The sequence below is a fragment of the Aeromonas popoffii genome (assembly GCF_037818705.1).
Classification (GTDB): domain Bacteria; phylum Pseudomonadota; class Gammaproteobacteria; order Enterobacterales; family Aeromonadaceae; genus Aeromonas; species Aeromonas popoffii.
The window spans coordinates 2280170-2301331 of record NZ_CP149129.1 but is presented as its reverse complement, the minus strand read 5'-3'; the positions used below and the strand labels follow the sequence as shown (position 1 = coordinate 2301331).

25 protein-coding genes are annotated in these 21162 nt (G+C 59.4%); 7 read left to right on the top strand and 18 right to left on the bottom strand.

Going from position 1 to position 21162, the window contains the following annotated elements; genetic code table 11:
- Positions 1-56 precede the first annotated feature (56 nt).
- The 3 genes from hxpB to WJM78_RS10480 all read right to left on the bottom strand — a co-directional run bounded on the left by hxpB (position 57) and on the right by WJM78_RS10480 (position 3008).
- Positions 57-716 carry a hexitol phosphatase HxpB gene (gene hxpB, locus WJM78_RS10490; protein WP_339015572.1) on the bottom strand — a complete coding sequence of 220 codons (660 nt, stop codon included), beginning with the start codon at positions 714-716 and terminating at the stop codon, positions 57-59.
- A gap of 125 nt (positions 717-841) precedes the next feature.
- Positions 842-2020 (bottom strand): formate-dependent phosphoribosylglycinamide formyltransferase, encoded by a 1179-nt coding sequence (gene purT / locus WJM78_RS10485; protein WP_339015570.1) that lies wholly within the window; start codon positions 2018-2020, stop codon positions 842-844.
- Between the two features lie 97 nt (positions 2021-2117).
- Positions 2118-3008, bottom strand: coding sequence for a DMT family transporter (locus WJM78_RS10480; RefSeq protein ID WP_339015568.1), 891 nt, complete (start codon positions 3006-3008; stop codon positions 2118-2120).
- Between the two features lie 226 nt (positions 3009-3234).
- Between WJM78_RS10480 and WJM78_RS10475 the strand changes: the two genes are divergently transcribed.
- Positions 3235-3822, top strand: a complete 588-nt coding sequence (locus WJM78_RS10475) for an FMN-dependent NADH-azoreductase (protein ID WP_181364742.1) — start codon at positions 3235-3237, stop codon at positions 3820-3822.
- 132 nt (positions 3823-3954) lie between these two features.
- Here WJM78_RS10475 and WJM78_RS10470 read toward each other — a convergent pair whose 3' ends face one another.
- The 4 genes from WJM78_RS10470 to WJM78_RS10455 form a co-directional block, all read right to left on the bottom strand.
- The gene (locus tag WJM78_RS10470; protein ID WP_042037344.1) at positions 3955-4134 is read right to left on the bottom strand and encodes a hypothetical protein; all 180 of its coding nucleotides are present in this window, start codon (positions 4132-4134) and stop codon (positions 3955-3957) included.
- A gap of 162 nt (positions 4135-4296) precedes the next feature.
- The gene (locus WJM78_RS10465; RefSeq protein WP_212513473.1) at positions 4297-4485 is read right to left on the bottom strand and encodes a DUF4250 domain-containing protein; all 189 of its coding nucleotides are present in this window, start codon (positions 4483-4485) and stop codon (positions 4297-4299) included.
- Positions 4482-4952, bottom strand: a complete 471-nt coding sequence (locus WJM78_RS10460) for a MarR family winged helix-turn-helix transcriptional regulator (protein ID WP_042037342.1) — start codon at positions 4950-4952, stop codon at positions 4482-4484. Before WJM78_RS10460 ends, WJM78_RS10465 begins: the two co-directional genes overlap by 4 nt.
- 170 nt (positions 4953-5122) lie before the next feature.
- Positions 5123-6337, bottom strand: coding sequence for a UPF0149 family protein (locus WJM78_RS10455; protein ID WP_339015562.1), 1215 nt, complete (start codon positions 6335-6337; stop codon positions 5123-5125).
- A 213-nt stretch (positions 6338-6550) separates the two neighbouring features.
- Here WJM78_RS10455 and WJM78_RS10450 point away from each other — a divergent pair, with 213 nt between their 5' ends.
- Positions 6551-7429, top strand: a complete 879-nt coding sequence (locus WJM78_RS10450; protein WP_108536807.1) for a CvfB family protein — start codon at positions 6551-6553, stop codon at positions 7427-7429.
- On the top strand, positions 7430-7741 hold the full coding sequence (locus WJM78_RS10445) for a DUF1289 domain-containing protein (protein ID WP_339015560.1): 312 nt from the start codon (positions 7430-7432) through the stop codon (positions 7739-7741).
- A 39-nt stretch (positions 7742-7780) separates the two neighbouring features.
- On the opposite strand, the gene WJM78_RS10440 is transcribed toward WJM78_RS10445, so the two are convergent.
- From WJM78_RS10440 to minC, 6 genes are all read right to left on the bottom strand, one after another.
- The gene (locus WJM78_RS10440; protein ID WP_339015558.1) at positions 7781-8104 is read right to left on the bottom strand and encodes an HI1450 family dsDNA-mimic protein; all 324 of its coding nucleotides are present in this window, start codon (positions 8102-8104) and stop codon (positions 7781-7783) included.
- A gap of 382 nt (positions 8105-8486) precedes the next feature.
- Positions 8487-9194 carry a monofunctional biosynthetic peptidoglycan transglycosylase gene (gene mtgA / locus WJM78_RS10435; RefSeq protein ID WP_157013414.1) on the bottom strand — a complete coding sequence of 236 codons (708 nt, stop codon included), beginning with the start codon at positions 9192-9194 and terminating at the stop codon, positions 8487-8489.
- A 53-nt stretch (positions 9195-9247) separates the two neighbouring features.
- On the bottom strand, positions 9248-9574 hold the full coding sequence (locus WJM78_RS10430; RefSeq protein ID WP_041205707.1) for an HI1450 family dsDNA-mimic protein: 327 nt from the start codon (positions 9572-9574) through the stop codon (positions 9248-9250).
- A gap of 193 nt (positions 9575-9767) precedes the next feature.
- Positions 9768-10034, bottom strand: a complete 267-nt coding sequence (minE, locus tag WJM78_RS10425; RefSeq protein WP_042037335.1) for a cell division topological specificity factor MinE — start codon at positions 10032-10034, stop codon at positions 9768-9770.
- Between the two features lie 2 nt (positions 10035-10036).
- Positions 10037-10849 carry a septum site-determining protein MinD gene (gene minD, locus WJM78_RS10420; RefSeq protein WP_042037334.1) on the bottom strand — a complete coding sequence of 271 codons (813 nt, stop codon included), beginning with the start codon at positions 10847-10849 and terminating at the stop codon, positions 10037-10039.
- Between the two features lie 18 nt (positions 10850-10867).
- Positions 10868-11584 (bottom strand): septum site-determining protein MinC, encoded by a 717-nt coding sequence (gene minC / locus WJM78_RS10415; protein ID WP_339015555.1) that lies wholly within the window; start codon positions 11582-11584, stop codon positions 10868-10870.
- A 107-nt stretch (positions 11585-11691) separates the two neighbouring features.
- Here minC and WJM78_RS10410 point away from each other — a divergent pair, with 107 nt between their 5' ends.
- Both WJM78_RS10410 and WJM78_RS10405 read left to right on the top strand, forming a co-directional pair.
- Complete coding sequence (locus WJM78_RS10410; RefSeq protein WP_042037332.1) at positions 11692-11970, top strand: YcgL domain-containing protein; 279 nt, start codon at positions 11692-11694, stop codon at positions 11968-11970.
- Complete coding sequence (locus tag WJM78_RS10405; protein ID WP_339015552.1) at positions 11970-12929, top strand: lytic murein transglycosylase; 960 nt, start codon at positions 11970-11972, stop codon at positions 12927-12929. Before WJM78_RS10410 ends, WJM78_RS10405 begins: the two co-directional genes overlap by 1 nt.
- A 175-nt stretch (positions 12930-13104) precedes the next feature.
- Here the strand turns inward: WJM78_RS10405 and WJM78_RS10400 are convergent, their stop codons facing one another.
- From WJM78_RS10400 to WJM78_RS10390, 3 genes are all read right to left on the bottom strand, one after another.
- The gene (locus WJM78_RS10400) at positions 13105-14475 is read right to left on the bottom strand and encodes an L-serine ammonia-lyase (RefSeq protein ID WP_042037330.1); all 1371 of its coding nucleotides are present in this window, start codon (positions 14473-14475) and stop codon (positions 13105-13107) included.
- A 276-nt stretch (positions 14476-14751) separates the two neighbouring features.
- The gene (locus WJM78_RS10395; protein WP_042037329.1) at positions 14752-16134 is read right to left on the bottom strand and encodes an L-serine ammonia-lyase; all 1383 of its coding nucleotides are present in this window, start codon (positions 16132-16134) and stop codon (positions 14752-14754) included.
- A gap of 212 nt (positions 16135-16346) precedes the next feature.
- Complete coding sequence (locus tag WJM78_RS10390) at positions 16347-16631, bottom strand: pyrimidine/purine nucleoside phosphorylase (RefSeq protein WP_042037328.1); 285 nt, start codon at positions 16629-16631, stop codon at positions 16347-16349.
- A gap of 269 nt (positions 16632-16900) precedes the next feature.
- Here WJM78_RS10390 and WJM78_RS10385 point away from each other — a divergent pair, with 269 nt between their 5' ends.
- Positions 16901-18139, top strand: coding sequence for a dicarboxylate/amino acid:cation symporter (locus WJM78_RS10385; RefSeq protein ID WP_042037327.1), 1239 nt, complete (start codon positions 16901-16903; stop codon positions 18137-18139).
- A 46-nt stretch (positions 18140-18185) separates the two neighbouring features.
- Here the strand turns inward: WJM78_RS10385 and WJM78_RS10380 are convergent, their stop codons facing one another.
- The gene (locus WJM78_RS10380) at positions 18186-18602 is read right to left on the bottom strand and encodes a MerR family transcriptional regulator (protein ID WP_212513099.1); all 417 of its coding nucleotides are present in this window, start codon (positions 18600-18602) and stop codon (positions 18186-18188) included.
- A 132-nt stretch (positions 18603-18734) separates the two neighbouring features.
- Between WJM78_RS10380 and WJM78_RS10375 the strand changes: the two genes are divergently transcribed.
- On the top strand, positions 18735-19898 hold the full coding sequence (locus tag WJM78_RS10375) for an acetyl-CoA C-acyltransferase (RefSeq protein ID WP_339015548.1): 1164 nt from the start codon (positions 18735-18737) through the stop codon (positions 19896-19898).
- Here the strand turns inward: WJM78_RS10375 and WJM78_RS10370 are convergent.
- Entirely contained in the window at positions 19895-21118 is a 1224-nt protein-coding gene (locus tag WJM78_RS10370; RefSeq protein ID WP_042037324.1) for an EAL and HDOD domain-containing protein, read from the bottom strand. The two genes, WJM78_RS10375 and WJM78_RS10370, sit on opposite strands and share 4 nt — an antisense overlap.
- Positions 21119-21162 lie beyond the last annotated feature (44 nt).

Here is a 21162-nt window from a genome sequence, read left to right as displayed (position 1 = left end):
AGATCAAGGTGGGGTGCTTCAGGCTTTCTGGCCCTATGCGCCCCAGGCGCGCGCGTTCACGCCACCCAGCTGGCCAGCATGTCGGCATCCAGTTCGGCCAGCGAGCTTAGCTGGTAGTTGGCGATAGCCAGACGGGGATCGCCCACCAGGGCGGGATCCGGCACGATGAGTGCTTTCATGGAGGCCGCCTTGGCCGCCAGCAGGCCGGTAAAGCTGTCTTCGATGGCCAGACAGTGCACAGGTTCGACGCCGAGCTTCTCGGCGGCGTGGATATAGACATCCGGGTGCGGCTTGCCGAAGCGCTCCACCTCGGCGGAGTGAACCGCCATAAAGCGATCGCGGATGCCGAGCTTGCCGAGTACTGCCTCCACCATAGCGAACGGGGAGGAGGTGGCCAGACCCACTTTGAGGCCGCGCGCCTCGATAAGGTCGAGCGCGTCCAGCACACCCGCCTTGGCCTGACCTTCGCTCAGAATGAGGGCATTGACCCGATCCAGGATGCGCTGCACCACCTCTTCCTGGCTGGGGCCCACCCAGGGGCGGAGCCGATGCCAGTGGGCGACCAGCTGATCGATGCGCACGCCTATGGTGGCGTTGCAATCCTCCTCGCTATGGGGATGCCCCAGCTCTGAGAAGACGGCCATCTGGGCCTGTTGCCAAAAGGGTTCCGAGTCGATCAGAACACCATCCATATCGAAGATCACCGCAGCTAACATCTTGTACTCCTGACAGATTGGAAGGGGGATTATAAGCCTGACCGGCAAATGCAAAAGGGGCAGTGCCATGCCCCTTGCGCCCGATCACTCGGCAAACGTTTGTTTTTCTGTGGCAAAAAAAGCCCTTAGAACATCACCTCGACCTTGGCGGCCACGGCTTTGGCTTTTTCCACCGCAGCCGGGCAATCCTCTGCGCGGGCCAGCGCCACGCCGAGACGGCGGCGACCGGCGATCTCCGGCTTGCCAAACAGCCGCAGCTGGGCACCCGGTACCAGCGCCAATGCCTCGCCAATCCCCTGATAGCGGATATTCTGGCTGTGCCCGTCGCGTAGCACCACGGCAGAGGCGCTCGGCCCGTACTGGGTGATGGTGCCGACCGGCAGCCCCAGAATGGCGCGTACGTGCAGGGCGAATTCGGAGAGATCCTGAGAAATCAGGGTCACCATGCCGGTGTCGTGGGGACGAGGGGAGACTTCGCTGAACCACACCTCATCGCCCCTGATAAAGAGCTCGACTCCGAACAGGCCATAGCCGCCCAGCGCCTCGACCACCTTGGCGGCGACCTCTTTGGAGCGAGCCAGCGCCAGTTCGCTCATCACCTGCGGCTGCCAGGATTCGCGGTAGTCGCCATCTTCCTGACGGTGGCCGATCGGCTCGCAGAAGTGAATGCCATCGACGGCGCGTACCGTGAGCAGGGTGATTTCGTACTCGAAAGGAACGAAGCCTTCGACAATCACCTTGCCACGACCGGCGCGGCCACCCTCCTGGGCATGGGTCCAGCTCTCATCCAGCTTGGCGAGATCGCGCAAGACGCTCTGCCCCTTGCCAGATGAACTCATTACCGGCTTTATCACACAGGGCAGGCCGATGGCCTCAACGGCGGCGACAAACTCCTCCTTGCTCTGGGCAAAACGGTAGGGGGAGGTGGGCAGACCCAGGGTCTCGGCGGCGAGGCGGCGGATCCCTTCCCGGTTCATGGTGAGCTGGGTGGCGCGGGCGTTGGGCACCACCTTGACCCCTTCTTGCTCAAGGGCGGCCAGGGTATCGGTGGCGATCGCTTCAATCTCGGGGATGATGAGGTCGGGTTTGATCTCGGCGACCAGCTCGCGCAGGGCGTTGCCATCGAGCATATCCAGCACCCGGGCGGCATGGGCTACTTGCATGGCGGGGGCATTGGGGTAGCGGTCGGCGGCGATCACTTCGATCCCGAACCGTTGCAACTCGATGGCGACCTCCTTGCCAAGTTCGCCGGAGCCCAGCAGCAGGGCACGGGTGGCGCCGGGGCGGGTTGCGGTTCCAAACATACGATCTCTCCTGATGTCGATGGTCACTGTTGATGGCCGCTATTGCACACTTGATTGCGGGAATAGCGGGCAAAAAAAGAGGCACGCATGGCGTACCTCAGGAAACGGGTTTGTGAGCGCGCTGCTCCAGATGGGTCAGCAAGGTAATGGCGCCAATGATGATGGCGGCGCCCAGCCACAGCCTACCGGGAGGCGCCCAGCCAAAGACCAGCCAGCCTGCCAGCACGTTCATCGGCAGCTTGGCAAAATCGAAAGGCTGGACGAAGGAGGCTTCCGCCACGCTGTAGGCGCGAGCGATGGACATGTGCGCGAGTGCCGACAGAATGCCCGCTGCCGCCAGCAGCAGCCATTGTGGCTCGGTGGGCCACTGCCACACTGGCAGCGCCAGCATGGCGTTGAACGGGGTACTGAAAATAAGCAGGTAGACCACGATAGTGTGGGATGATTCGTTGGCCGCCTGATAGCGTACCAGCAGGGAGTAGCCCGCCCAGAACAGCGCCGCCGCCACCGGCAGCAGGGAGGCCCAGCTGAAATCGTCAGCCCAGGGGGCGAGGATCAGCATGGCGCCGGCAAAGCCCGCCAGGGTGGCCAGAATACGGGCCCGGCTCACCTGCTCCTTGAGCAGCAGGGCGGAGCCCAAGGTGGCAAACAGCGGTGAGGTCATCAGCAGAGCGATCCCCTGCCAGATGGGAACGGGCACCGCCAGTGCCCACAGCCAGAGCTGGATGCCGATCACTGCCAGCAACACCCGCAGCAGGTGCAACCGGAACTGATTGGTCATCAGGGATTGGCGCAGGCCGTGACGAACCAGCCAGGGCAACAGGCAGATCAGGGCGATCAGGTATTGATGGAAGGCGACCTGGGTAGAGGCAAGGCCGAGTGTGAAGCTGACATACTGGCTCAGGCTGTTGACGGCGGCGAAGCAGAGTCCTGCCACCATCATCCAGACTGCACCGGCCAGAGGAGAGTGCCTGCGCGAGGGTATCATGGGATCCGGGTCGCTGGAAAAAAGTGCGGCGGATCATAACGGCAATCGTTTGTTCTGCCAAGGGTTGAAGCGCGGCCGCGGGGCTGGCTGGCGAGGAAGTGGCCTTGCATCAAAAATTTTGAACAAGTTGAGCATCTATTTTCGCTATCAGCAAATAAGCACAATGTTTAGAGTGACCTCCATCGACAGCAACGCTGTTCAACCGACAACCAAATGGAGTTTCACCATGGCCAATATCCTCGTACTCAAATCCAGTATCCTGGGTCAATATTCCCAATCCAACGCCCTGATCGACGGCTTCCTCGCCCAGCATCAGAGCGATACCGTGACCGTGCGGGATCTGGCCGCCCTCAACCTGCCGGTGCTGGATGGCGAGCTGGCCTCCGGCCTGCGTGGTGGTGACAACCTCAATGCGCGCCAGCTGGCGGTGATCGCCCAGTCCGACGAGCTGATCGCCGAACTCAAAGCGAGCGATCTGGTGGTGATTGCGGCCCCCATGTACAACTTCAACATCCCGACCCAGCTGAAAAACTGGATCGATCTGGTGGCTCGCGCTGGCGTTACTTTCCGTTATACCGAAACCGGTCCGGTCGGTCTGGTAGAGAACACCCGTGCCCTGGTGATAAGCCCCCGCGGCGGCATGCACGTCGGCAGCGCCACCGATCTGGTGACACCTTACATGCGTACCGTGCTCGGTTTCATCGGCATCAAAGAGGTGGATTTCATCTACGCCGAGGGAATGGGGATGGGCCCGGATGCACAAGCCAAAGGCATGGCGCAGGCCAAGGGGCAGCTGGAAACTCTGGCACTCTGATCAAAAGACTGGCCATGGCGAGTGCGGCATGGCGCCCCCGCCATGTCCAACCAAACAACGCAGCCCTCGGGCTGCGTTGTTTGGTTTGGTGCGGGCGCAGAGACATGGATCAACAGGAGCAGAGGGCGCGAGTCAATCCCGAATGAAGCGGCGGCAGCCACTGCCCACCATCAGGCACACGGCGACCAGGGAGCCCAGTAACAGGGTGCTGAGCCACTGTTCGGCGCTGTCGGGCAGGCGGGGGTAAAACAGGCTGATGATGAGCAGGCTACAGAGGGTGATCAGGCTGGTCTGTCGGGTCAGGAGCATCATGGGTCGTCCTTGGCTAGCGGTCGCGAGTGAAAGGCTAACCACCGAGTATGACAGCTTGATGTATCCATACATGTCGCTGGGTGTCATTGCACGGGGCAACCATCAACATATCAGCTTTTACCGCCAGAGCCAGTGCCGTTGGCCGGGTTGTGATCCGGATCCCTATCTGAACTGTTTCTGATCCGGCCGGTAGTGGAAATCGCCGCTGGCAAGCCTGGCGACCAAGGCTTTCTGGTCGATCTCCTGTGCCTTGCAGAGATCATCCAGATCATCAAAACGATCACGCAGCTGCATGTTGACAAGGCTCAGCAGCATGTTGATGTCCATGGTGGCGACGTTATTCAGGTTCATGACGTGTGCTCGTTATCCAGCAGATGGAGCTGTTCGATGGCGTCGCTGACGCTTTGCAGGTGCAGGCGAATGGTCTGGCGCGCCTCGGTGGGCAGATAGTCGGTGAGGGTATGCTGCCAGCTGCCCGCTTCGGTCTTGAGTTGCTGGAACAAGGTGAGCCCGGCCTGGGTGAGTGACACCAGACTGACCCGCTTGTCCTGTTCGCTGCTTTCGGTAAACAGGATCCCCTTCTCCACCAGGCGGTGGATTTCGCGGGAGATCCGCACCTTGTCCATCCCGCTTGCCTCTACCAGCTCTTTCTGGCTAATGGGGTAGTTGGGGCCGAGCACCATCATCAGGCGCCACTGGGGCACCGTCAGCTGATAGCGCTGCTGGTAAAACTGCTCAAAGGTATCGCGCACCATTTCGGCGGCGTGAACCAGCTGATAAGGAGGGTAGTGCGCAAGCAGCTCTATGATCTTTGACATATGACATCCTGCTGTGACGGCTGCATCGGGTGCAGTTTCTCTTGATACTTTGACCTTGATGATACGTAACACAAGGACATTTGTCTGAACAAGCACCAGAGAAATGTGCGGTTGCGCACGTCATCCGCCGCAACCGGGTCTGTTCGAGGCTGGTTTTTGCCTCGGGCTGGTCAGCCTTTACGCAGCCAGATCAAGGCGTTGTGCTTGAGCCAAGCCTCGCGGCTCTGCAACGTGTAGCGCGCCGCCTCATCGCGACTGCCTGCCTGCCAGCTCTGGGGCTCCTGCTTGGGCAGCTTGCGCTGACCCAGCAGACAGGCCGGCACGTGGGCGTTGGCCTTGATGGCCGCATCCAGCTGTGGCAGCGCCGCCTCGGGGCCATCACAGACAAAGGCCATCAACGCCCTGTTGTAGAGCAGCCAGCTGGAGGCCTCGTCGAAGCGGACCAGCAAGGCGCGCAGGGCGCTCCAATCCCCTTGCAGGGCATAGAGACTGGAGAGGGTATAACGGCAGCCCAGCTCATCGGCGATGCACAGGTCGAGCAGCGCCAGATACTCCTGGCGAGCCTGCTCCAGCTGGCCGAGGCGCAACAGACAATCGGCCCGGCCGGCCCTGGCGGCGAGCAGGGGGCGGGCCTCGTAGGCACTCCAGCTGTGGCCAGCCATCTGTTGCCAGAAGGTGTCGTCGAACAGGGGCTCGGCATCGATAATCACCTTGTCAAACCAGCCAAGGCGAGCCTGGGGATCGCGGCAGGCATCGGCCAGTTCGAACCACTGTTGCCACTGCTCGGCCTGCTTGCTGTCGAGGGCTGCCTGAGCGTCGGGCACTGCCTGATACTCATCCAACTGCAGCAGCTGATTGAGCGCCGTCTTCATGTTCTGACGCTGGCGTTTGCAAAACTCCATGAAGGGCAGCTCGCTGCCAGCCGCCACGTGCAGCATCTGGGCCATGGGCTTGTCGCGAAACAGGCTGAGTTCGGCGGCCAGACTGAAGCGGTACTGGGTGGTAGGATCGTTCAGATCCTTCGGCTTGGGCCAGCAGGCAAACCCCTGGCTGAAACCGTAACACCACTGGCCAAGGGGGTGGCTCTGCGCAAACACCTGCTCCGGGCTGTCGGTAGGGAGGCGGCACTGGCTTGGCAAGGCGAGCTGGGCCACGTCAGCCTGTGCTTCCAGCTCGGCGATCAGGTGGTGCAATGCCTCGGCACTCTTCTCATCCAGCTCGGCATCCTGTTCCAGCAGTCCCGCCAGCGGGGCTTGCCAGTCAGGGGCATCCGGTCCCACCAGGCGGGCACACAGAAAACCGTGCAGCGCCGGGTAGGTCATGTCCTGCCCACTGTGGGTCTGGATCCATTGATTGAGATGACGGGTACGAGTGGATGGATTCATCGACAGTTCCTCTGGATTTTAACAGCGGCGCAGTCTACCAAAAAGTGGGGTTATTTGCAGCCAAGCCCTGGCTGACTGGCGATGATATCGCCACAAGCCGAGCTGGCTACCCCGAAAATCGTGTGGGAGAAGGGCAAGGGGACTAGGCCCGGTTACCGCTCTTGAGGTAACATGCGCGCCCATACGGGCAATGAAATATTGGCCATCCGGATAATGAAAGAAGAGATCACCATGTTACAGATTGGCAAGATGAACACCCTCACCGTAATCGAGCTAGAAGACAGGGGCGCCTGGCTTGCGGCCGACGAATATGGCGAGCTGCTGCTGCCCAAGCGTCAGCTGCCGGAAGGCGTGGCCGAGGATGACGGTGTGGAAGTCTTTCTCTATCTGGATGCCGACTGCGAGCCGGTGATCACTACCGACAAGCCCTTTGCCATGGTGGGCGACATAGTCGGCCTCAAGGTGGTCAATGCCAACAAGATCGGGGCCTTCCTCGACTGGGGCATGAAAAAGGATTTGTTTGTGCCGACTCGCGAGCAGAACAAACCCATGCAGGTGGGCCACGTCTATCTGGTGCACCTGATGCTCGACAACGAGGGCCGCATGGTGGGCACCAGCCGGCTGGAACGTTTCCTGCGCACTGATCAGCCACCCTTCAAGGCTGGCGACGAGGTCACGGCGCTGCCGGGCGAACACACTCCGCTTGGCATCAAGGCTGTCGTCAACGGTGAATACTCCGGCATGCTGTTCAAGAACGAGGTGTTTGGCCGGGTGATGACAGGTCGACCGCTGACCGCCTGGGTCAAGCAGGTTCGTGATGATGGCAAACTGGACTTGACCCTGCAAAAGCCGGGAATGGATCGGATGGACGACGCAGGTGGCCGGATCCTGACCCGGCTGATGAAGCAGGGTGGCAGCCTGGCCGTGGGCGACAAGAGTGAACCCGAGCTCATCTACAAGCTGTTCAACATGAGCAAGGGCACCTTCAAGAAGGCCATCGGCGGTCTCTACAAGCAGGGTAAGATTGTCATCGAAGACAACTGCATCACGCTGGTCGAGGCAGAGACCGCAGCGTCGCCGGACGGCGAATAAATGCCGAGTCCCTGTATCGGCCAGTGTCAGGCCAGGGATGGGCTCTGTCTCGGCTGTGGTCGTACCCTGACCGAGATAGGGCACTGGTCGGCCATGGAGAGCGACGCCCAGCTGGCGGTGATGGCAGAGCTGGATGGGTTAAAAAGCACCCATGTGTGCCCTGGCTGTGGCGAACCGGCGTTTTGCGCCGTCTCGGCCGGTCAGACCATAGATCAGTGCTGGTGCAGCCAGCTGCCTGCCTTGCCGATGCAACAGGCCAGCACCTGCTGGTGTCGACGCTGTCTGGCCAAGGCCATAGCGGCGCAGGCTTAGCGAAGAACAAAAACAAGAAAGGCGCCCATGGCGCCTTTTTTATGCCTGTTGCTGGCGGTGCCAGCGCACATGAACAGGGTGCTCGTTCAGATAACGGGGCAGCAGGAAGGTGGCATAGATCACCTCAAACTCATCCTGATGGTCCAGCAAGCCAACCCACACTTCGACCCAGCGCTCCATGTCGACCGGTACACCGAGTTCGGTTGACCAGTCTCCGTTGGGCAGAGTCGCCTCGACGGCGCCACGCTGTTCGAACTCCAGAGTGATGTCGACGATTTGTTCGGGGGCCAGCATGTCTGCGGCCTGCTCAAGAAACTGATCATAGGCCCATTCGACCAGCTGATCCGGGGTACGCTGTTCCATGAAATCACTCCAGATACATCGAGGTTCGCTACTGTAGCAAGTATTGACGGTGGCGGCCAGACCAGTGCGGATGGCCGCTTGTTGCCTATCCAACGAAGCGGACAGGAGGTATGGTTGATGAGGTGGTTAACCCGGGCTGGCTGAGCCCGGTCCGTGTTCACAGGAGTGAGAACATGAAGCGACGGGTGCGGCGACAGCAGATCAAGCGACGGCGGGAGGCCTGGTGGTGGCACTATCTACCGCTGCACCAGAGCACGGTTGGCGGTCATTTGGGCCCACCGGCCGAGACTTCCCCGCCGAACTCTGACTGACCTTCTGTGGCCGGGGAGCGTGATGGGGTCGAGCCCATAGGTTTGAGGTGCGCCTACCGAGCCCGAATGCCTTAGTCGGCCTGGTGCACCCTGTTGAGGGTGACCTGGCCCAGCTGCCCCATCTGGCGGCGGATCCAGGCCGAACGCTGCTGCACATAGGGGGAGGGCGGCTTGACCCGATAGCGCCAGGGATTGGGCAGGACGGCGGCCAGCAGGGAGGCTTCATAGCGGGTCAAGCGGGCGGCCGGTTTGCCAAAATAGTGCCTGGCGGCGGCTTCGGCGCCATAGATGCCGGGACCGAACTCCACGATATTGAGATAGACCTCGAGGATGCGTGACTTGTCCCAGCCCAGCTCCATCAGCAGGGTGAACCAGGCCTCGATCCCCTTGCGCAAGAAGCTGCGATCGCTCCACATGAAGAGATTCTTGGCCGTCTGCTGGCTGAGGGTGCTGGCGCCCCGCACCCGCTCGCTGCGCTGGTTGTGCTTGAGCGCCGAGCTGATGGCATTCATGTCGAAGCCGTTATGGTCTGGGAAGCGCTGATCCTCGGCGGCGATCACCGCCAGCTGCAGCTCCCGCGAAATGCGCTCGAGCGGCACCCAGTCGTGCTTGACCTCGGCCACCTTGGCGGGCGGAAACAGGGCCCGCTCGATGCGCCATGACCACATGAGGGGATCGATGAAGCGCAGCAGTGCCACCGAGACGATGGAGCTGACCAGCGCTGCCAGCAGCAGCCTGCCGAGCCAGCTCAGCAGGCGTCGCCCCAGTGCGGGTCGCACGGGCTCGGGCTCGCTCTCCCAGATGTAGTGGCGCGGATCATCGGGATCCGGAATTATTGGGGCAGCCATTCGATGTGGCAGAATTTCTCGTCAACACGGCGGGAGAGCAGCATGCGGGCAAACAGATGCTCATACTCTTGCTCGGCATTGCCAAGCCCGACCCAAATCTCGGCGTACTCGGCATCGCTCACCGCAAAACCCACGTCCGCTTCCCAGTCATCGGCCGGATCGGTCTCCGCCAGCAGACCCCGATCGTTGAACGCCTGGTTGAACAGGGCTATCTCCTGCTCCGGCAGGTTGTCGGAGGCCAGCTCCATGAAGAGTTCGAGGGCGGTGTCGAGCAGTTCCTCGACGCTGTGCATTTCGTCGTTCAAAGACATTGGTCTGTTCCAGATAATAAAAAAAGAAGCCCCGCTGGCGATGCCGGACGGTGGCGCGCGCTATTCTAGCTGGCCCCTTCTCCCTTGGCGAGATCTGCTCCGCGAGCCGGCCCCATCTGTGACAATAAAAAACCGGATCCTGGTACAGGATCCGGTCTTCATTGAGGGAAGGGGTCACGCATGGGGCGTCAGCTCATCCCTTCTTGTCATCGGCGAAGGTGATGTTGAGCTCCAGCACCGACAGCTCATCACTCTTCTTGTCCAGCTGGACCGTGATCTTGTCAGGGTCTATCTGCACATATTTGCGGATCACCTCGAGCAGGTCCTGTTTGAGCTGGGGCAGGTAATCCGGCCCCCCTCTGGATGAACGCTCGTGCGCGACTATGATCTGCAACCGCTCTTTGGCCAGTTGTGCGGTGTTTTGTTTCTTGTTGGAACGAAAATAATCCAATAATGACATGTTTAACTCCCGAACAGTCGGCTAAAGAAGCCCTTCTTTTCTTCTTCCAGAAAACGAAAATCCTTGGTGTCGCCCAACAGACGGGCAACGGCATCCTCATAGGCCTGACCGGCATCGGACTCCTTGTCCAGGATGACCGGCTCCCCCGAGTTGGAGGCGCGCAGTACAGCCTGGGACTCCGGGATCACCCCAAGCAGCTTGATAGCCAGGATCTCTTGTACATCCTGCACGCTCAGCATGTCGCCACGGCTGACGCGGGTCGGGCAGTAGCGAGTGAGCAGCAGGTGTTCCTTGATCGGGTCTTCGCCGCGCTCGGCACGACGGGACTTGGAGGCCAGGATGCCGAGGATGCGATCCGAGTCACGCACGGAAGAGACTTCCGGGTTTGTGGTGACGATCGCCTCGTCGGCAAAGTAGAGCGCCATCAAGGCACCCGCTTCGATCCCGGCTGGCGAATCGCAGACGATGTAATCGAACTTCATCTCCGCCAGCTGATCCAGGATCTTCTCGACCCCTTCACGGGTCAGGGCGTCCTTGTCCCGGGTCTGGGAGGCAGGCAGGATGAACAGATTTTCGCAGCGCTTGTCCTTGATGAGGGCCTGATTGAGGTTGGCCTCACCGTTGATCACATTGACGAAGTCATACACCACGCGCCGCTCGCAGCCCATGATGAGATCCAGATTTCTCAGGCCAATGTCAAAATCGATGACCACCGTCTTGTGGCCACGCTGAGCCAAACCTGTGCTCAGGGCCGCGCTGGTTGTGGTCTTGCCAACGCCACCTTTACCCGATGTAACGACTATGATTCGCGCCATTCTCGCTTCCTTGTAACTCTATTTGATATGGTCTATTCGGAGTTGTTCGTTATCCAGCCGGACATGTACTGGCTGTTGTATCAGGCCGGCCGGCAGTGCATCGCTCAGTTGAAACGTGCCTGCGATGGATAGCAGCTCAGCCTGTAATTGCTGGCAATAGATCCGTGCCTGGGTGTTGCCCTTGGCACCGGCTATGGCCCTGCCGCGCAGGGTGCCATAGATATGAATGCTGTCATCGGCGATGACTTCGGCTCCCGGGCTCACCGAGCCCAGTATCACCAGCGAGGTGCCAGCAGCATAGAGCTGCTGGCCGGATCGCACCGGGCCCACGTGTACCTTGCTCGGCACCAGAGGCGCCGGGGTGGCGTTTACCTCGACCACGGGCGCCGGGATGGGTGTTTTTTCCGGCGGATGCTCGGCCTTGCGGCTCTTGCCAGAGGCCATCACCGCCAGCCCCGCCGCTTTGGCGGCCGTCTTCATCGCCTCATTTTGTGTCCCTGTGATCCCGACCAGCACGAAATCCTCAGACTCCACCAGCTCCTTAAGCTGTTCGAAGTCGGGAATATCCGCAAGCCGTTCCACATTGATGACGAGGGGAGCACAATTAAAAAACAGGGGTGCCTGGGCGACCTTTGCCGCCAGCAACTGGCGGATCCGCTCAGGCTTGCCATCGCTGATATGCAACACAGAAATAGTGAAGGTGGTCCCTTTCAATTCGTTATCGCGCTCAACCATGAATCTTCCCCGAGACAGAGACGGTAATCCGTTATTGTTATTCAATTCCTGATGTTATAGTTTGCCACCATCAGAGGCAATAAACCCGTCGGATTATATCAATTTCCATGTTATGTGCAGTCTATAAAAGTCGCAAAAAAGCCGAGACCTATCTTTTTGTTGAAAGAAGAGAGGATTTTTCCCGTGTACCCGAGGTGCTGATGAGGACATTTGGTCGCCCTGAGCTGGTATTGATGACCAAGCTGGACCCAGCCAGGCCCTTGGGGATTGCTTCGACCAGCCGGGTGATGGCGGCGCTGACAAGCCAGGGCTTCTATCTGCAGGTGCCACCGCCGCCGGAAAATCTGCTGGAACAGCACAAGGCACAATTAAAGGCCTCGCGCTGATGAAGTGTCGGCTGGCTCTGTTATTATTCAGCGGGCTGTTAAGTGCCCCGTTGCAGGCCAGCCCCGATTTTTACGCCTATGTGGCTGGACTCAAACAGCAGGCCCTGGCCGCCGGTATCAAGCCCGAAACGGTGGCCGCTGCCTTTGCCAATATTCGGGTCATCGAGCCCGCCATCAAACACGATAAAAACCAGCCAGAATTTAAACTGACGCTGGACAGCTATATTCCACGCGCGGTTCCGCAATGGAAAGTCAATCAGGCCAAGGCCCTATATCGTCAGCATTTGCCGCTGCTCACAAAAATAGGGGCAGAATATGACGTGCAGCCCCGTTTTATTGTCGCCTTGTGGGGCATAGAAACCAATTTCGGTAAATTGACCGGCACCTATCCGCTGATCTCCTCGCTGGCAACCCTGGCCTGGGATGGTCGGCGGGAGGACTTTTTCAAGGGGCAACTGCTGGATGCCCTGCGCATCATAGAGCAGGGGCATGTGACCCCATCCGCCTTCAAGGGCTCCTGGGCCGGTGCCATGGGGCAGGTGCAGTTCATGCCATCTTCCTTCCTCAAGTACGCGGTCGATCAGGATGGGGATGGCAAGAAGGACTTGTGGGGCAATCTCGCGGATGTGTTTGGTTCGGCAGCCAATTATCTGCAGCAGAATGGTTGGCACAGCGATGAAACCTGGGGGCGTCAGGTCAAGTTGCCAGAGGGGCTGGATCCCGCCTTGCTCGGGCTGGAGCAGACCCGGCAGCTGTCGGCGTGGCAGGCTCTCGGCGTTCGTCAGCTTGATGGTTCACCCTTGCCCGGGGTCGAGATGCAGGCCTCTCTGGTGCGCCCCGATGATGCCAAGGGCCGCGCCTATCTGGCTTATCCCAACTATCTGGTGTTGCGCCACTGGAATCGCTCCCACTATTTCGTGGTGGCGGTGGGCACCCTGGCCGATCGCCTCGTGGAATAATCGGTGCAGACCCGGACGATTCAGGTGGTGTGTGGAACACTGTATTTATCTTGAGGGATGAATGGGGCGCGGGAATATGGGATGAGCAGGGATGACAAGTCAGGCGAGGCAATCGAAATAACGGGCAACAAAAAGGCGGGAATTCCCGCCTTTTTGTATTTTTGGCAGCCGCTGCTTATTCGCAGGCAACCTGCATCACCTTGATGGCCAAGCCACCACGGGAGGTTTCACGGTACTTGGAGTCCATGTCCTTGCCGGTGATGTACATGGTCTCGATGACCTTGTCCAGGGAGACGCGGGGCTTGGAGGTACGACGCAGGGCCATGCGGGAGGCGTTGACCGCCTTCATGGCTGCGATGGCATTGCGCTCGATGCAAGGTACCTGCACCTGACCGGCAACCGGATCACAGGTCAAACCCAGATTGTGCTCCATGCCGATCTCGGCGGCTTCACACACGTGCTCCGGGCTGCCGCCCATCAGTTCGGTCAGACCCGCGGCGGCCATGGAGCAGGAGACACCCACTTCACCCTGGCAACCCACTTCGGCGCCGGAGATGGAGGCGTTCATCTTGTAGAGCATGCCCACGGCACCGGCAGCCAGATAGAAACGGGTGTATTCGTCGCGACCCACCGGCTGGATGAACTTGTCGTAGTAGGCCAGCACGGCCGGGATGATACCGGCGGCGCCGTTGGTCGGTGCCGTGACGACGCGGCCACCGGCGGCGTTCTCTTCACTCACCGCAAGGGCAAACATGTTGACCCAGTCGATGATATTCATCGGATCGTTGGAGAGATTTTCGTTGGTGGTCAGCTGACGGTAGAGGGGCGCCGCGCGGCGGGGCACACGCAGCGGGCCGGCCAGCACACCTTCGGTGCGACAGCCACGCTCAATCCCTTCACGCATGGTGTTCCAGATCTTGCCGAGCTTCTTGTAGATCTCTTCCGGGGTGTTGAAGCACTTCTCGTTCTCCAGCATCAGGGTGGAGATGGAGAGCCCGGTCTGGCTGCAGTGGGCGATAAGCTCCGCCGCGCTCTTGAACGGGTAGTTGACAGACATGTCGCCGCTGTCGGCCTTGCCGAAGTTCTCTTCGTCGACGATGAAACCACCACCGATGGAGTAGTAGGTCTTGCTGTAGACAGCGTCATCTTCGATGAAGGCGGTCAGCTTCATGCCATTTTCATGCAGCGGCAGGGCCTCATCATGGAAGACCATGGCACCCTTGGGGAAGCTGACAGTGTGGCAGTGCAGGCCGATCGGCAGGCGGCCGGTCTGCTCTACGCGGGAGATGAATTCAGGGATGGCGTCGATGTCGACGTTTTCCGGCAGGTTACCCGCCAGACCCATGATGATAGCGGTATCGGTGTGATGACCTTTACCGGTCCAGGAGAGTGAGCCATAAACATCGACCTGGATCCGGGTGATGTCACGGATCTTGCCGCCTGCACGCAGTTCATCCACGAACTGTTTGGCAGCTTTCATCGGGCCGACAGTGTGGGAAGAGGAGGGGCCAACACCGATTTTGAAGATATCAAAAACGCTGATCATGTAACAATTACCTCAGGATAGAAGGGGGCGCCATGCCCACTCGCAGAAACGGGGTGATCCATGGGACGAGGGCGTCGTCGCCGAGGTCAATGAACCAGATAACCGCAGTGTAACGGTTCAAAGCCTAAAAAAAGTTGAAATAGATCTATTTTTGTTGAATCAGAGACGCGAGTATAAAATTTATTTTGATGCTTATCCATTTTGTTAAGCGTTTGCCCATAAAAATACCCGGCCAGGCCGGGTATTTTGGGACGAAGTGGAGTCAATTGGCTGTTATTAACATTCTGTAATGTTAACCGCCAGGCCACCGCGAGCGGTTTCCTTGTACTTGGTCTTCATGTCGTTGCCGGTTTCCCACATGGTCTTGATCACCTTGTCCAGGGACACCTTGTGCTCACCCGTGCCACGCAGGGCCAGGCGGGAGGCATTGATGGCCTTGACCGCGCCCATGGCGTTGCGCTCTATGCAGGGCACCTGCACCAGCCCGCCCACCGGATCGCAGGTGAGGCCCAGGTTGTGTTCCATGCCGATCTCGGCGGCATTCTCGACGATGGCGGGACTGCCACCCAGGATTTCGGTCAGGGCGCCGGCGGCCATGGAGCAGGCGACGCCCACTTCCCCCTGGCAGCCCACTTCGGCCCCCGACAGGGAGGCGTTCTTCTTATATAGGATGCCGATGGCGGCGGCGGTAAGGAAGTAGCTCAGCAGCAGTTCATCATCCACCTTGCGTACGAAGCGATCATAGTAGTGCAGCACGGCGGGAATGATGCCGGCGGCGCCGTTGGTGGGGGCGGTGACCACCCTGCCTCCGGCGGCGTTCTCTTCGTTGACGGCCAGCGCAAACAAGTCCACCCACTCGATCACCATCAGGGGATCCTTGTTGAAGTTGGTCTCGCAACTGAGCTGACGATGGAGGGCCGGGGCCCGGCGTTTCACCTTGAGGCCACCTGGCAGTACCCCTTCACTGCGACAGCCGCGCTCGACACAGGCCTGCATCGCCTGCCAGATCTTGCGCAGTCCCGCTTTTATCTCTTGTTCGCTGCGAAACACCTTCTCGTTGGCCAGCATCAGACCCGAGATGGAGAGGCCACTCTCCTGGCAATGGGCCAGCAGCTGGGCGCCGCTCTCGAACGGGTAGGGAATGGGATGGGCGGCATCGAAGCGGGCCGCCTCTTCTTTGGCGTTGGCAAAGTGGCTCTCTTCTATAATGAAGCCGCCGCCGACCGAGTAGTAGGTCTGCTCGAACTGCAGGGTTTCGCTGGCGAAGGCCCGCAGCGTCATGCCGTTGGAGTGGGCGGGCAGTGTCTTGCGGCGATTGAAGATGATGGCGCCACTTCGGGCGAACTGGCATGGCTGCTCGCCTGCCAGCAGCAGCGACTGGTTGCGATCCACTTCGCTGAGGAAGGCGGGAATCGCCTCTATGTCCACTGATTCCGGATCAAAGCCGGCCAACCCCAGAATGATGGCCTTGCCGGTGCCATGGCCCTTGCCGGTCTGACCAAGGGAGCCGTAGCATTCCACTTCTACCCGTTCGATCCGGGGTAGCAGACCCTGTCGCTTGAGCTCTTTAACAAAGGTGCAGGAGGCCCGCATCGGCCCCACGGTATGCGAAGAAGAAGGGCCGATCCCGATGGAAAACAGGTCGAAGACACTGATCATGACACCACTCCGATTATGGGGTTTGTCTAAACATTGTAATTTTTTTGTAGTCGATGGAAAGCAGGGAAGCTGAGGCGTGTGATGGCGGCATACAAATGAGTGGCTGGCAGCGGGCAGGAAAGGTTGGAATGAGCGCGCGGGCGTCAAAGAGAAGGAGCGGGACTTGGGCCCGCTCCTTGGCACGGTTCAGCCACTCATCTGCATTCGGTCACTCAGTCGAGGAATTCGCACAGATAGGCGGTGGGGGTTTTCACCTCCAGCTTGAAAGAGGAGTGGCCCGCCACGTCGAAGGATTGGCCCTGACTGTAGGTGCGCCATTCATCCTCATCGGCCAGTTGTATGGTGAGGGCACCCTTGACCACCGTCATCCGCTCGGGGGCGGCGGTATTGAACTGGTAGTCGCCCGCATTCATCACGCCGACCGTGGCTTTATCTCCTTTTTGCTCGAAACCAATGGATTTTACATTTCCGTCAAAATATTCGTTAACTTTCAGCATGTTTCCATCCCTGTATGCACGTTTGAATAGCAAAAATAGCACATTTTTTTGTCAGTTGTCATGAACAAAGCAGCAAAAATCACCATGTTCCTTTTGAATCTTTACTTTTTTGCAAACTTATCAATAACTCCCGTTAACGATCTGGCGATTTAAAATAGCAGATAAATGTGAGATAAAGCGCGCGCTCAGGGGAATGAACAAGGTTTCTTCCCCTGTTTGGTTAATTACACTGGGAAAGTGTGAATATTTGCTAATAAAAGGAACATTCTGTGTTAACAAAAGGACTCATAAAGAACGTTGGCTTCCAGGTTGTGGTGGCCATGGTGCTGGGGGCACTGGTGGGGGCGTTCATGGGTGAACAAGCCACCATCTTTGCGCCGCTCGGTACCCTTTTTATCCAGCTGATCAAGATGCTGGTGATCCCGCTGGTGGCCGTCGCCATACTGTCGGGCGCGGCCAATCTGGGCGCCAGCCCGGCGGCAGGCAAGATAGGGGTCACCACCCTGGTTTTCTTCCTCGGTACCTCTGCGCTGGCCGTGCTGCTGGCGCTGGTCATGGGGCAAATGTTCAAACCGGGCGTCGGGGTCGATTTTGGCTCTATGGCTTCCATGTTCTCCGGTGACTACGCTGACAAGGGCGCCTTGCCGGATGCGGTGTCGACCCTGCTTGGCATGATCCCGACCAACGTGTTCCAGGCACTGAACGAGGCCAACATTTTGCAGATCCTGGTGTTCTGCATGTTCCTCGGCATCGCGCTGGCCAAGCAGCCCCGCGAGCGCGCCAAGCCGCTGGTGGACGGGCTCAACACGCTGGTGGACGCCTTCGTCTGGATGATCAACAAGGTGATGCTGATAGCACCGCTCGGGGTATTTGGTCTGATGGCCGAGGCCATAGGCACCTACGGTTTCGACGTGCTGACCCTGGTACTCAAGTTGTTCGTGGTCTATGTGGCTGCCACGCTGATCTTCGGCTTTGTGGTCTACCCGCTGCTGGTGATGATCTTCTCCAATACGCCGGTGATGACGTACTTCTCTGCCATGAAGAAGCCGCAGATCGTCGCCTTCTCCACCGCCTCTTCCATGGCGACCCTGCCGGTGAACATGGAAACCTGCGAGCGGGATCTGAAGGTGACCAACGCCACGGCTTCCTTTGTGTTGCCGCTCGGTGCCACCATCAACATGAGCGGCAATGCCATCTATTACGGTCTGGTCGCCATCTTCTTCGCCCAGGTCTACAACATAGATCTCTCCATGGGTGCCTGGGCCGCCATCATAGTGACCTCGACCCTGGGAGCTATTGGTCAGGCCGGAGTGCCGGGCCCGAGCTTCCTGGTGGTGGCCGTGCTGCTGGCTGCCGGGATCCCGATCGAGGGGCTGCCGCTGTTGTTTGCACTGGATCGCCTGTTCGACATGATCCGTACCGCCCTGAATATCACAGGGGACGCGGCCTGCGCCATTATCGTCGACCGCTACAGCCCGGATTACGATCCGGATCGTTGGTCAAAATAACAAGAACACAAACGAGTCATTGAAAAAGGGGCCGTTCGGCCCCTTTTTATGGTTTATCCCCAGTGCTTCTCTGCAACTGGTTCAGTGCCTGCTGGCAGCGCTGCTCGGCGGCATCGAGTTCCAGCAGCACCATCTTGATGTCTTCCAGCTGCTGCTCCAGCATCTCCCGCTTGTCGGCAACCAACCCCAGCATGGTCTGCAGCTGGGTTCGGCTACTCTTGTCCGCATCGTAGAGATCGAACAGATCGCGTATATCCGCCAGGCTGAAACCCAACCGCTTGCCGCGCAGGGTCAGCTTGAGGCGTACCCGGTCCTGCCGGCTGTAGATCCGGGTCTGTCCCTGACGGGCGGGATTCAAAAGTCCCTGATCTTCATAAAAACGAATACTTCGGGTCGTCACATCAAATTCACGGGCCAGTTCGCTGATGCTGTAGGTCCGTGAGTCATCCTTGGTTCGGTTCATGGCGCTATCTTGACTGTCATTTTGTTGTCAATGCAGGCTGGCACCTTACCCAAACGTCAACTGCCCCGCAAGTCTTGTTCCCGCAGCGGGAGCAGCATATGTTATGTCCAGGTAACAAGGAGAGTGCAATTGATGGATATTGTGATTGTTGCGGCCAAACGCACCCCCATGGGGGGCTTCCAGGGGGCGTTGGCCAATGTGTCTGCCCCTGAGCTGGGCGCTTGCGCCATTGCGGCCGCCATGGTGCAAGCCGGCCTCAAGGGGGAGCAGATAGATGAAGCTTATATGGGCAATGTGCTCAGTGCCGGGGTGGGCCAGGCGCCTGCGCGTCAGGCGGTGCTCAAGGCCGGCTTGCCGGACAGCATCCCCTGTACCACGGTCAACAAGGTGTGTGGTTCCGGCATGAAGGCGGTGATGCTGGCGGCAGATGGCTTGCGCCTCGGTGACACTCACATCGTGATCGCAGGCGGTATGGAAAGCATGAGCCGTGCGCCCTACTTGCTTGACAAGGCGCGCAGCGGTTTTCGAATGGGGCATCAGAGTGTGCTGGATCACATGTTCCTTGATGGCCTGCAGGATGCCTATGAAGGACAACTGATGGGACATTACGCTCAGGTGAGTGCTGATCGCGCCGGTCTGGCCCGCTCCGACATGGACGCTTTTGCCATCGCTTCCCTGGCGCGCGCCCTGGCGGCGCAACAAAGCGGTGCCTTCAGGGATGAGCTGGCACCGGTGCTGGCCGGAGATACCCTGCTGCTTGCCGAGGATGAGCAACCCGCCAAGGCCAGGCCCGATAAGATCCCTCACTTGAAACCGGCATTTAGCAAGCAGGGCACCATCACGGCAGCCAACGCCAGCTCCATTTCGGATGGGGCGGCGGCGCTGATCCTGATGCGGGCCGAGACGGCCGCGCAACTGGGTCTGCCCGTGCTGGCACGATTGGTGGGTTATCAGAGTCATGCGGCCGCCCCTGCCGAGTTCACCAGCGCCCCGGTCGGCGCCATCCACAGCTTGCTGGCCAAGGTGGGCTGGCGAGTGGAAGAGGTTGACCTGTTCGAAGTCAATGAGGCGTTTGCCATGGTCAGTATGCTGGCAATGGCGGGCTGCAAGCTGCCCCATGACAAGGTGAATGTGAACGGCGGGGCCTGCGCGCTGGGTCATCCCCTGGGGGCAAGCGGCGCCCGGATCCTGGTCACCCTCATTCATGCGTTGCGCACGCGTGGCCTGAAGCGGGGAGTGGCTAGCCTGTGTATCGGTGGGGGAGAGGCGACGGCGGTTGCCATCGAGCTGGGTTAATCCGTGTCTGCCATGGCCTGGAGTTGCTGGTTGACCCAGGCCGTTGCGGCCAGATAGAGCTGGCTGACCTTCTCTTCATTGAGCCCGAGCCGGGCCGTTTTGGCGGTGATGCGCTGCCAGTTTGCACTCTCATAATCCTCACAGAACGAGAGATAAAATCCCAGGTTGCCCTTGCGTTCCAGCAGGGCGACCCGGATCTCCTCGATCAGGGGAATGGTGCCGAGCAGCTTGTCCATCGGCTGTTCCATCAGCACATCCAGCAGCGAGAACAACCCTGTGATGAAGGCTTGCTGTGCCTGCTGGGTAGGGGCATGGGCGTGGGCCAGCAGCTCGCAGAAACGGGCCCGGATCATGGACATCTGATAGAGCTCGGCGCTCTTGCCATGGCCGGCACTGGTGGTGGCGACCAGGGTTACAAAGCGCTTGAGCTGGGCGTGGCCAAGATAGACGGCCGCCTGGCGAAAGGAGGAGATCGGATTGGCGTGGCTCTTCAGGTGGTTGACGTAACGCAGCAGCTTGAGTGACAGCGATATGTCCTGACTTAGCAGTTGCTCGATGCGATTGAGGTCGGGTTCCTCCTGATTGACCACATTAAGCAGTTGCATCACCACCACCTGAGCGGGCTGCATGGTGGCCTGTTTCACCATTTCGGGTCGACTGAAGAAGAAACCCTGGAACAGATCGATACCGAGTTTTTTCACCCGTTCGAACTCCGCTTTGTCTTCTACCTTCTCCGCCAGATAGGTGAGCGAGAGGTGCTTATGCTGCTGGATGAACATCTTGATCCGCAACAGCGAGGTGGCGCGCAGATCGAACTTGATGATGTGGATATAGGGCAGGAAGCGCTCCCACTCGTCCGACATGGTGAAGTCGTCCAGCGCCAGCTGATAACCTAGCCCATGCAGCTGCTGCACCTTGGCCAGCAGGGCATCATCGGGATCGGCATCTTCCAGGATCTCGATGACCACCTTATCTTGTGGCAGGCATTCGGCCAGCCCCTCCAGCAACAGGGAGTGGGGGAAGTTGATGAAGCAGGGATGCCCACCGAGCAGCTGATCGATGTTCTGTTGCAGGAACTGCTCGACCACCAGTCTGGCTGTGGCTTGTTGGGAGGAGATCACCGGAAAGACATTATTCAGACTGTCGCGGAACAGCAGCTCATAGGCGTGGGTATTCAATTCCCGATCCAGGATGGGCTGCCTTGCTACGTATGAATACATGCATCTCTCCAGTGTGGGTACTGGACTGATTTTATTGTGAAGAT

Coding starts and splice junctions, on each gene's coding strand:
- hxpB (WP_339015572.1), bottom strand. CDS start 716: ATGTTAGCTGCGGTGATCTTCGATATGGATGGTGTTCTGATCGACTCG.
- purT (WP_339015570.1), bottom strand. CDS start 2,020: ATGTTTGGAACCGCAACCCGCCCCGGCGCCACCCGTGCCCTGCTGCTG.
- WJM78_RS10480 (WP_339015568.1), bottom strand. CDS start 3,008: ATGATACCCTCGCGCAGGCACTCTCCTCTGGCCGGTGCAGTCTGGATG.
- WJM78_RS10475 (WP_181364742.1), top strand. CDS start 3,235: ATGGCCAATATCCTCGTACTCAAATCCAGTATCCTGGGTCAATATTCC.
- WJM78_RS10470 (WP_042037344.1), bottom strand. CDS start 4,134: ATGATGCTCCTGACCCGACAGACCAGCCTGATCACCCTCTGTAGCCTG.
- WJM78_RS10465 (WP_212513473.1), bottom strand. CDS start 4,485: ATGAACCTGAATAACGTCGCCACCATGGACATCAACATGCTGCTGAGC.
- WJM78_RS10460 (WP_042037342.1), bottom strand. CDS start 4,952: ATGTCAAAGATCATAGAGCTGCTTGCGCACTACCCTCCTTATCAGCTG.
- WJM78_RS10455 (WP_339015562.1), bottom strand. CDS start 6,337: ATGAATCCATCCACTCGTACCCGTCATCTCAATCAATGGATCCAGACC.
- WJM78_RS10450 (WP_108536807.1), top strand. CDS start 6,551: ATGAAAGAAGAGATCACCATGTTACAGATTGGCAAGATGAACACCCTC.
- WJM78_RS10445 (WP_339015560.1), top strand. CDS start 7,430: ATGCCGAGTCCCTGTATCGGCCAGTGTCAGGCCAGGGATGGGCTCTGT.
- WJM78_RS10440 (WP_339015558.1), bottom strand. CDS start 8,104: ATGGAACAGCGTACCCCGGATCAGCTGGTCGAATGGGCCTATGATCAG.
- WJM78_RS10430 (WP_041205707.1), bottom strand. CDS start 9,574: ATGTCTTTGAACGACGAAATGCACAGCGTCGAGGAACTGCTCGACACC.
- minE (WP_042037335.1), bottom strand. CDS start 10,034: ATGTCATTATTGGATTATTTTCGTTCCAACAAGAAACAAAACACCGCA.
- minD (WP_042037334.1), bottom strand. CDS start 10,849: ATGGCGCGAATCATAGTCGTTACATCGGGTAAAGGTGGCGTTGGCAAG.
- minC (WP_339015555.1), bottom strand. CDS start 11,584: ATGGTTGAGCGCGATAACGAATTGAAAGGGACCACCTTCACTATTTCT.
- WJM78_RS10410 (WP_042037332.1), top strand. CDS start 11,692: ATGTTATGTGCAGTCTATAAAAGTCGCAAAAAAGCCGAGACCTATCTT.
- WJM78_RS10405 (WP_339015552.1), top strand. CDS start 11,970: ATGAAGTGTCGGCTGGCTCTGTTATTATTCAGCGGGCTGTTAAGTGCC.
- WJM78_RS10400 (WP_042037330.1), bottom strand. CDS start 14,475: ATGATCAGCGTTTTTGATATCTTCAAAATCGGTGTTGGCCCCTCCTCT.
- WJM78_RS10395 (WP_042037329.1), bottom strand. CDS start 16,134: ATGATCAGTGTCTTCGACCTGTTTTCCATCGGGATCGGCCCTTCTTCT.
- WJM78_RS10390 (WP_042037328.1), bottom strand. CDS start 16,631: ATGCTGAAAGTTAACGAATATTTTGACGGAAATGTAAAATCCATTGGT.
- WJM78_RS10380 (WP_212513099.1), bottom strand. CDS start 18,602: ATGAACCGAACCAAGGATGACTCACGGACCTACAGCATCAGCGAACTG.
- WJM78_RS10375 (WP_339015548.1), top strand. CDS start 18,735: ATGGATATTGTGATTGTTGCGGCCAAACGCACCCCCATGGGGGGCTTC.
- WJM78_RS10370 (WP_042037324.1), bottom strand. CDS start 21,118: ATGTATTCATACGTAGCAAGGCAGCCCATCCTGGATCGGGAATTGAAT.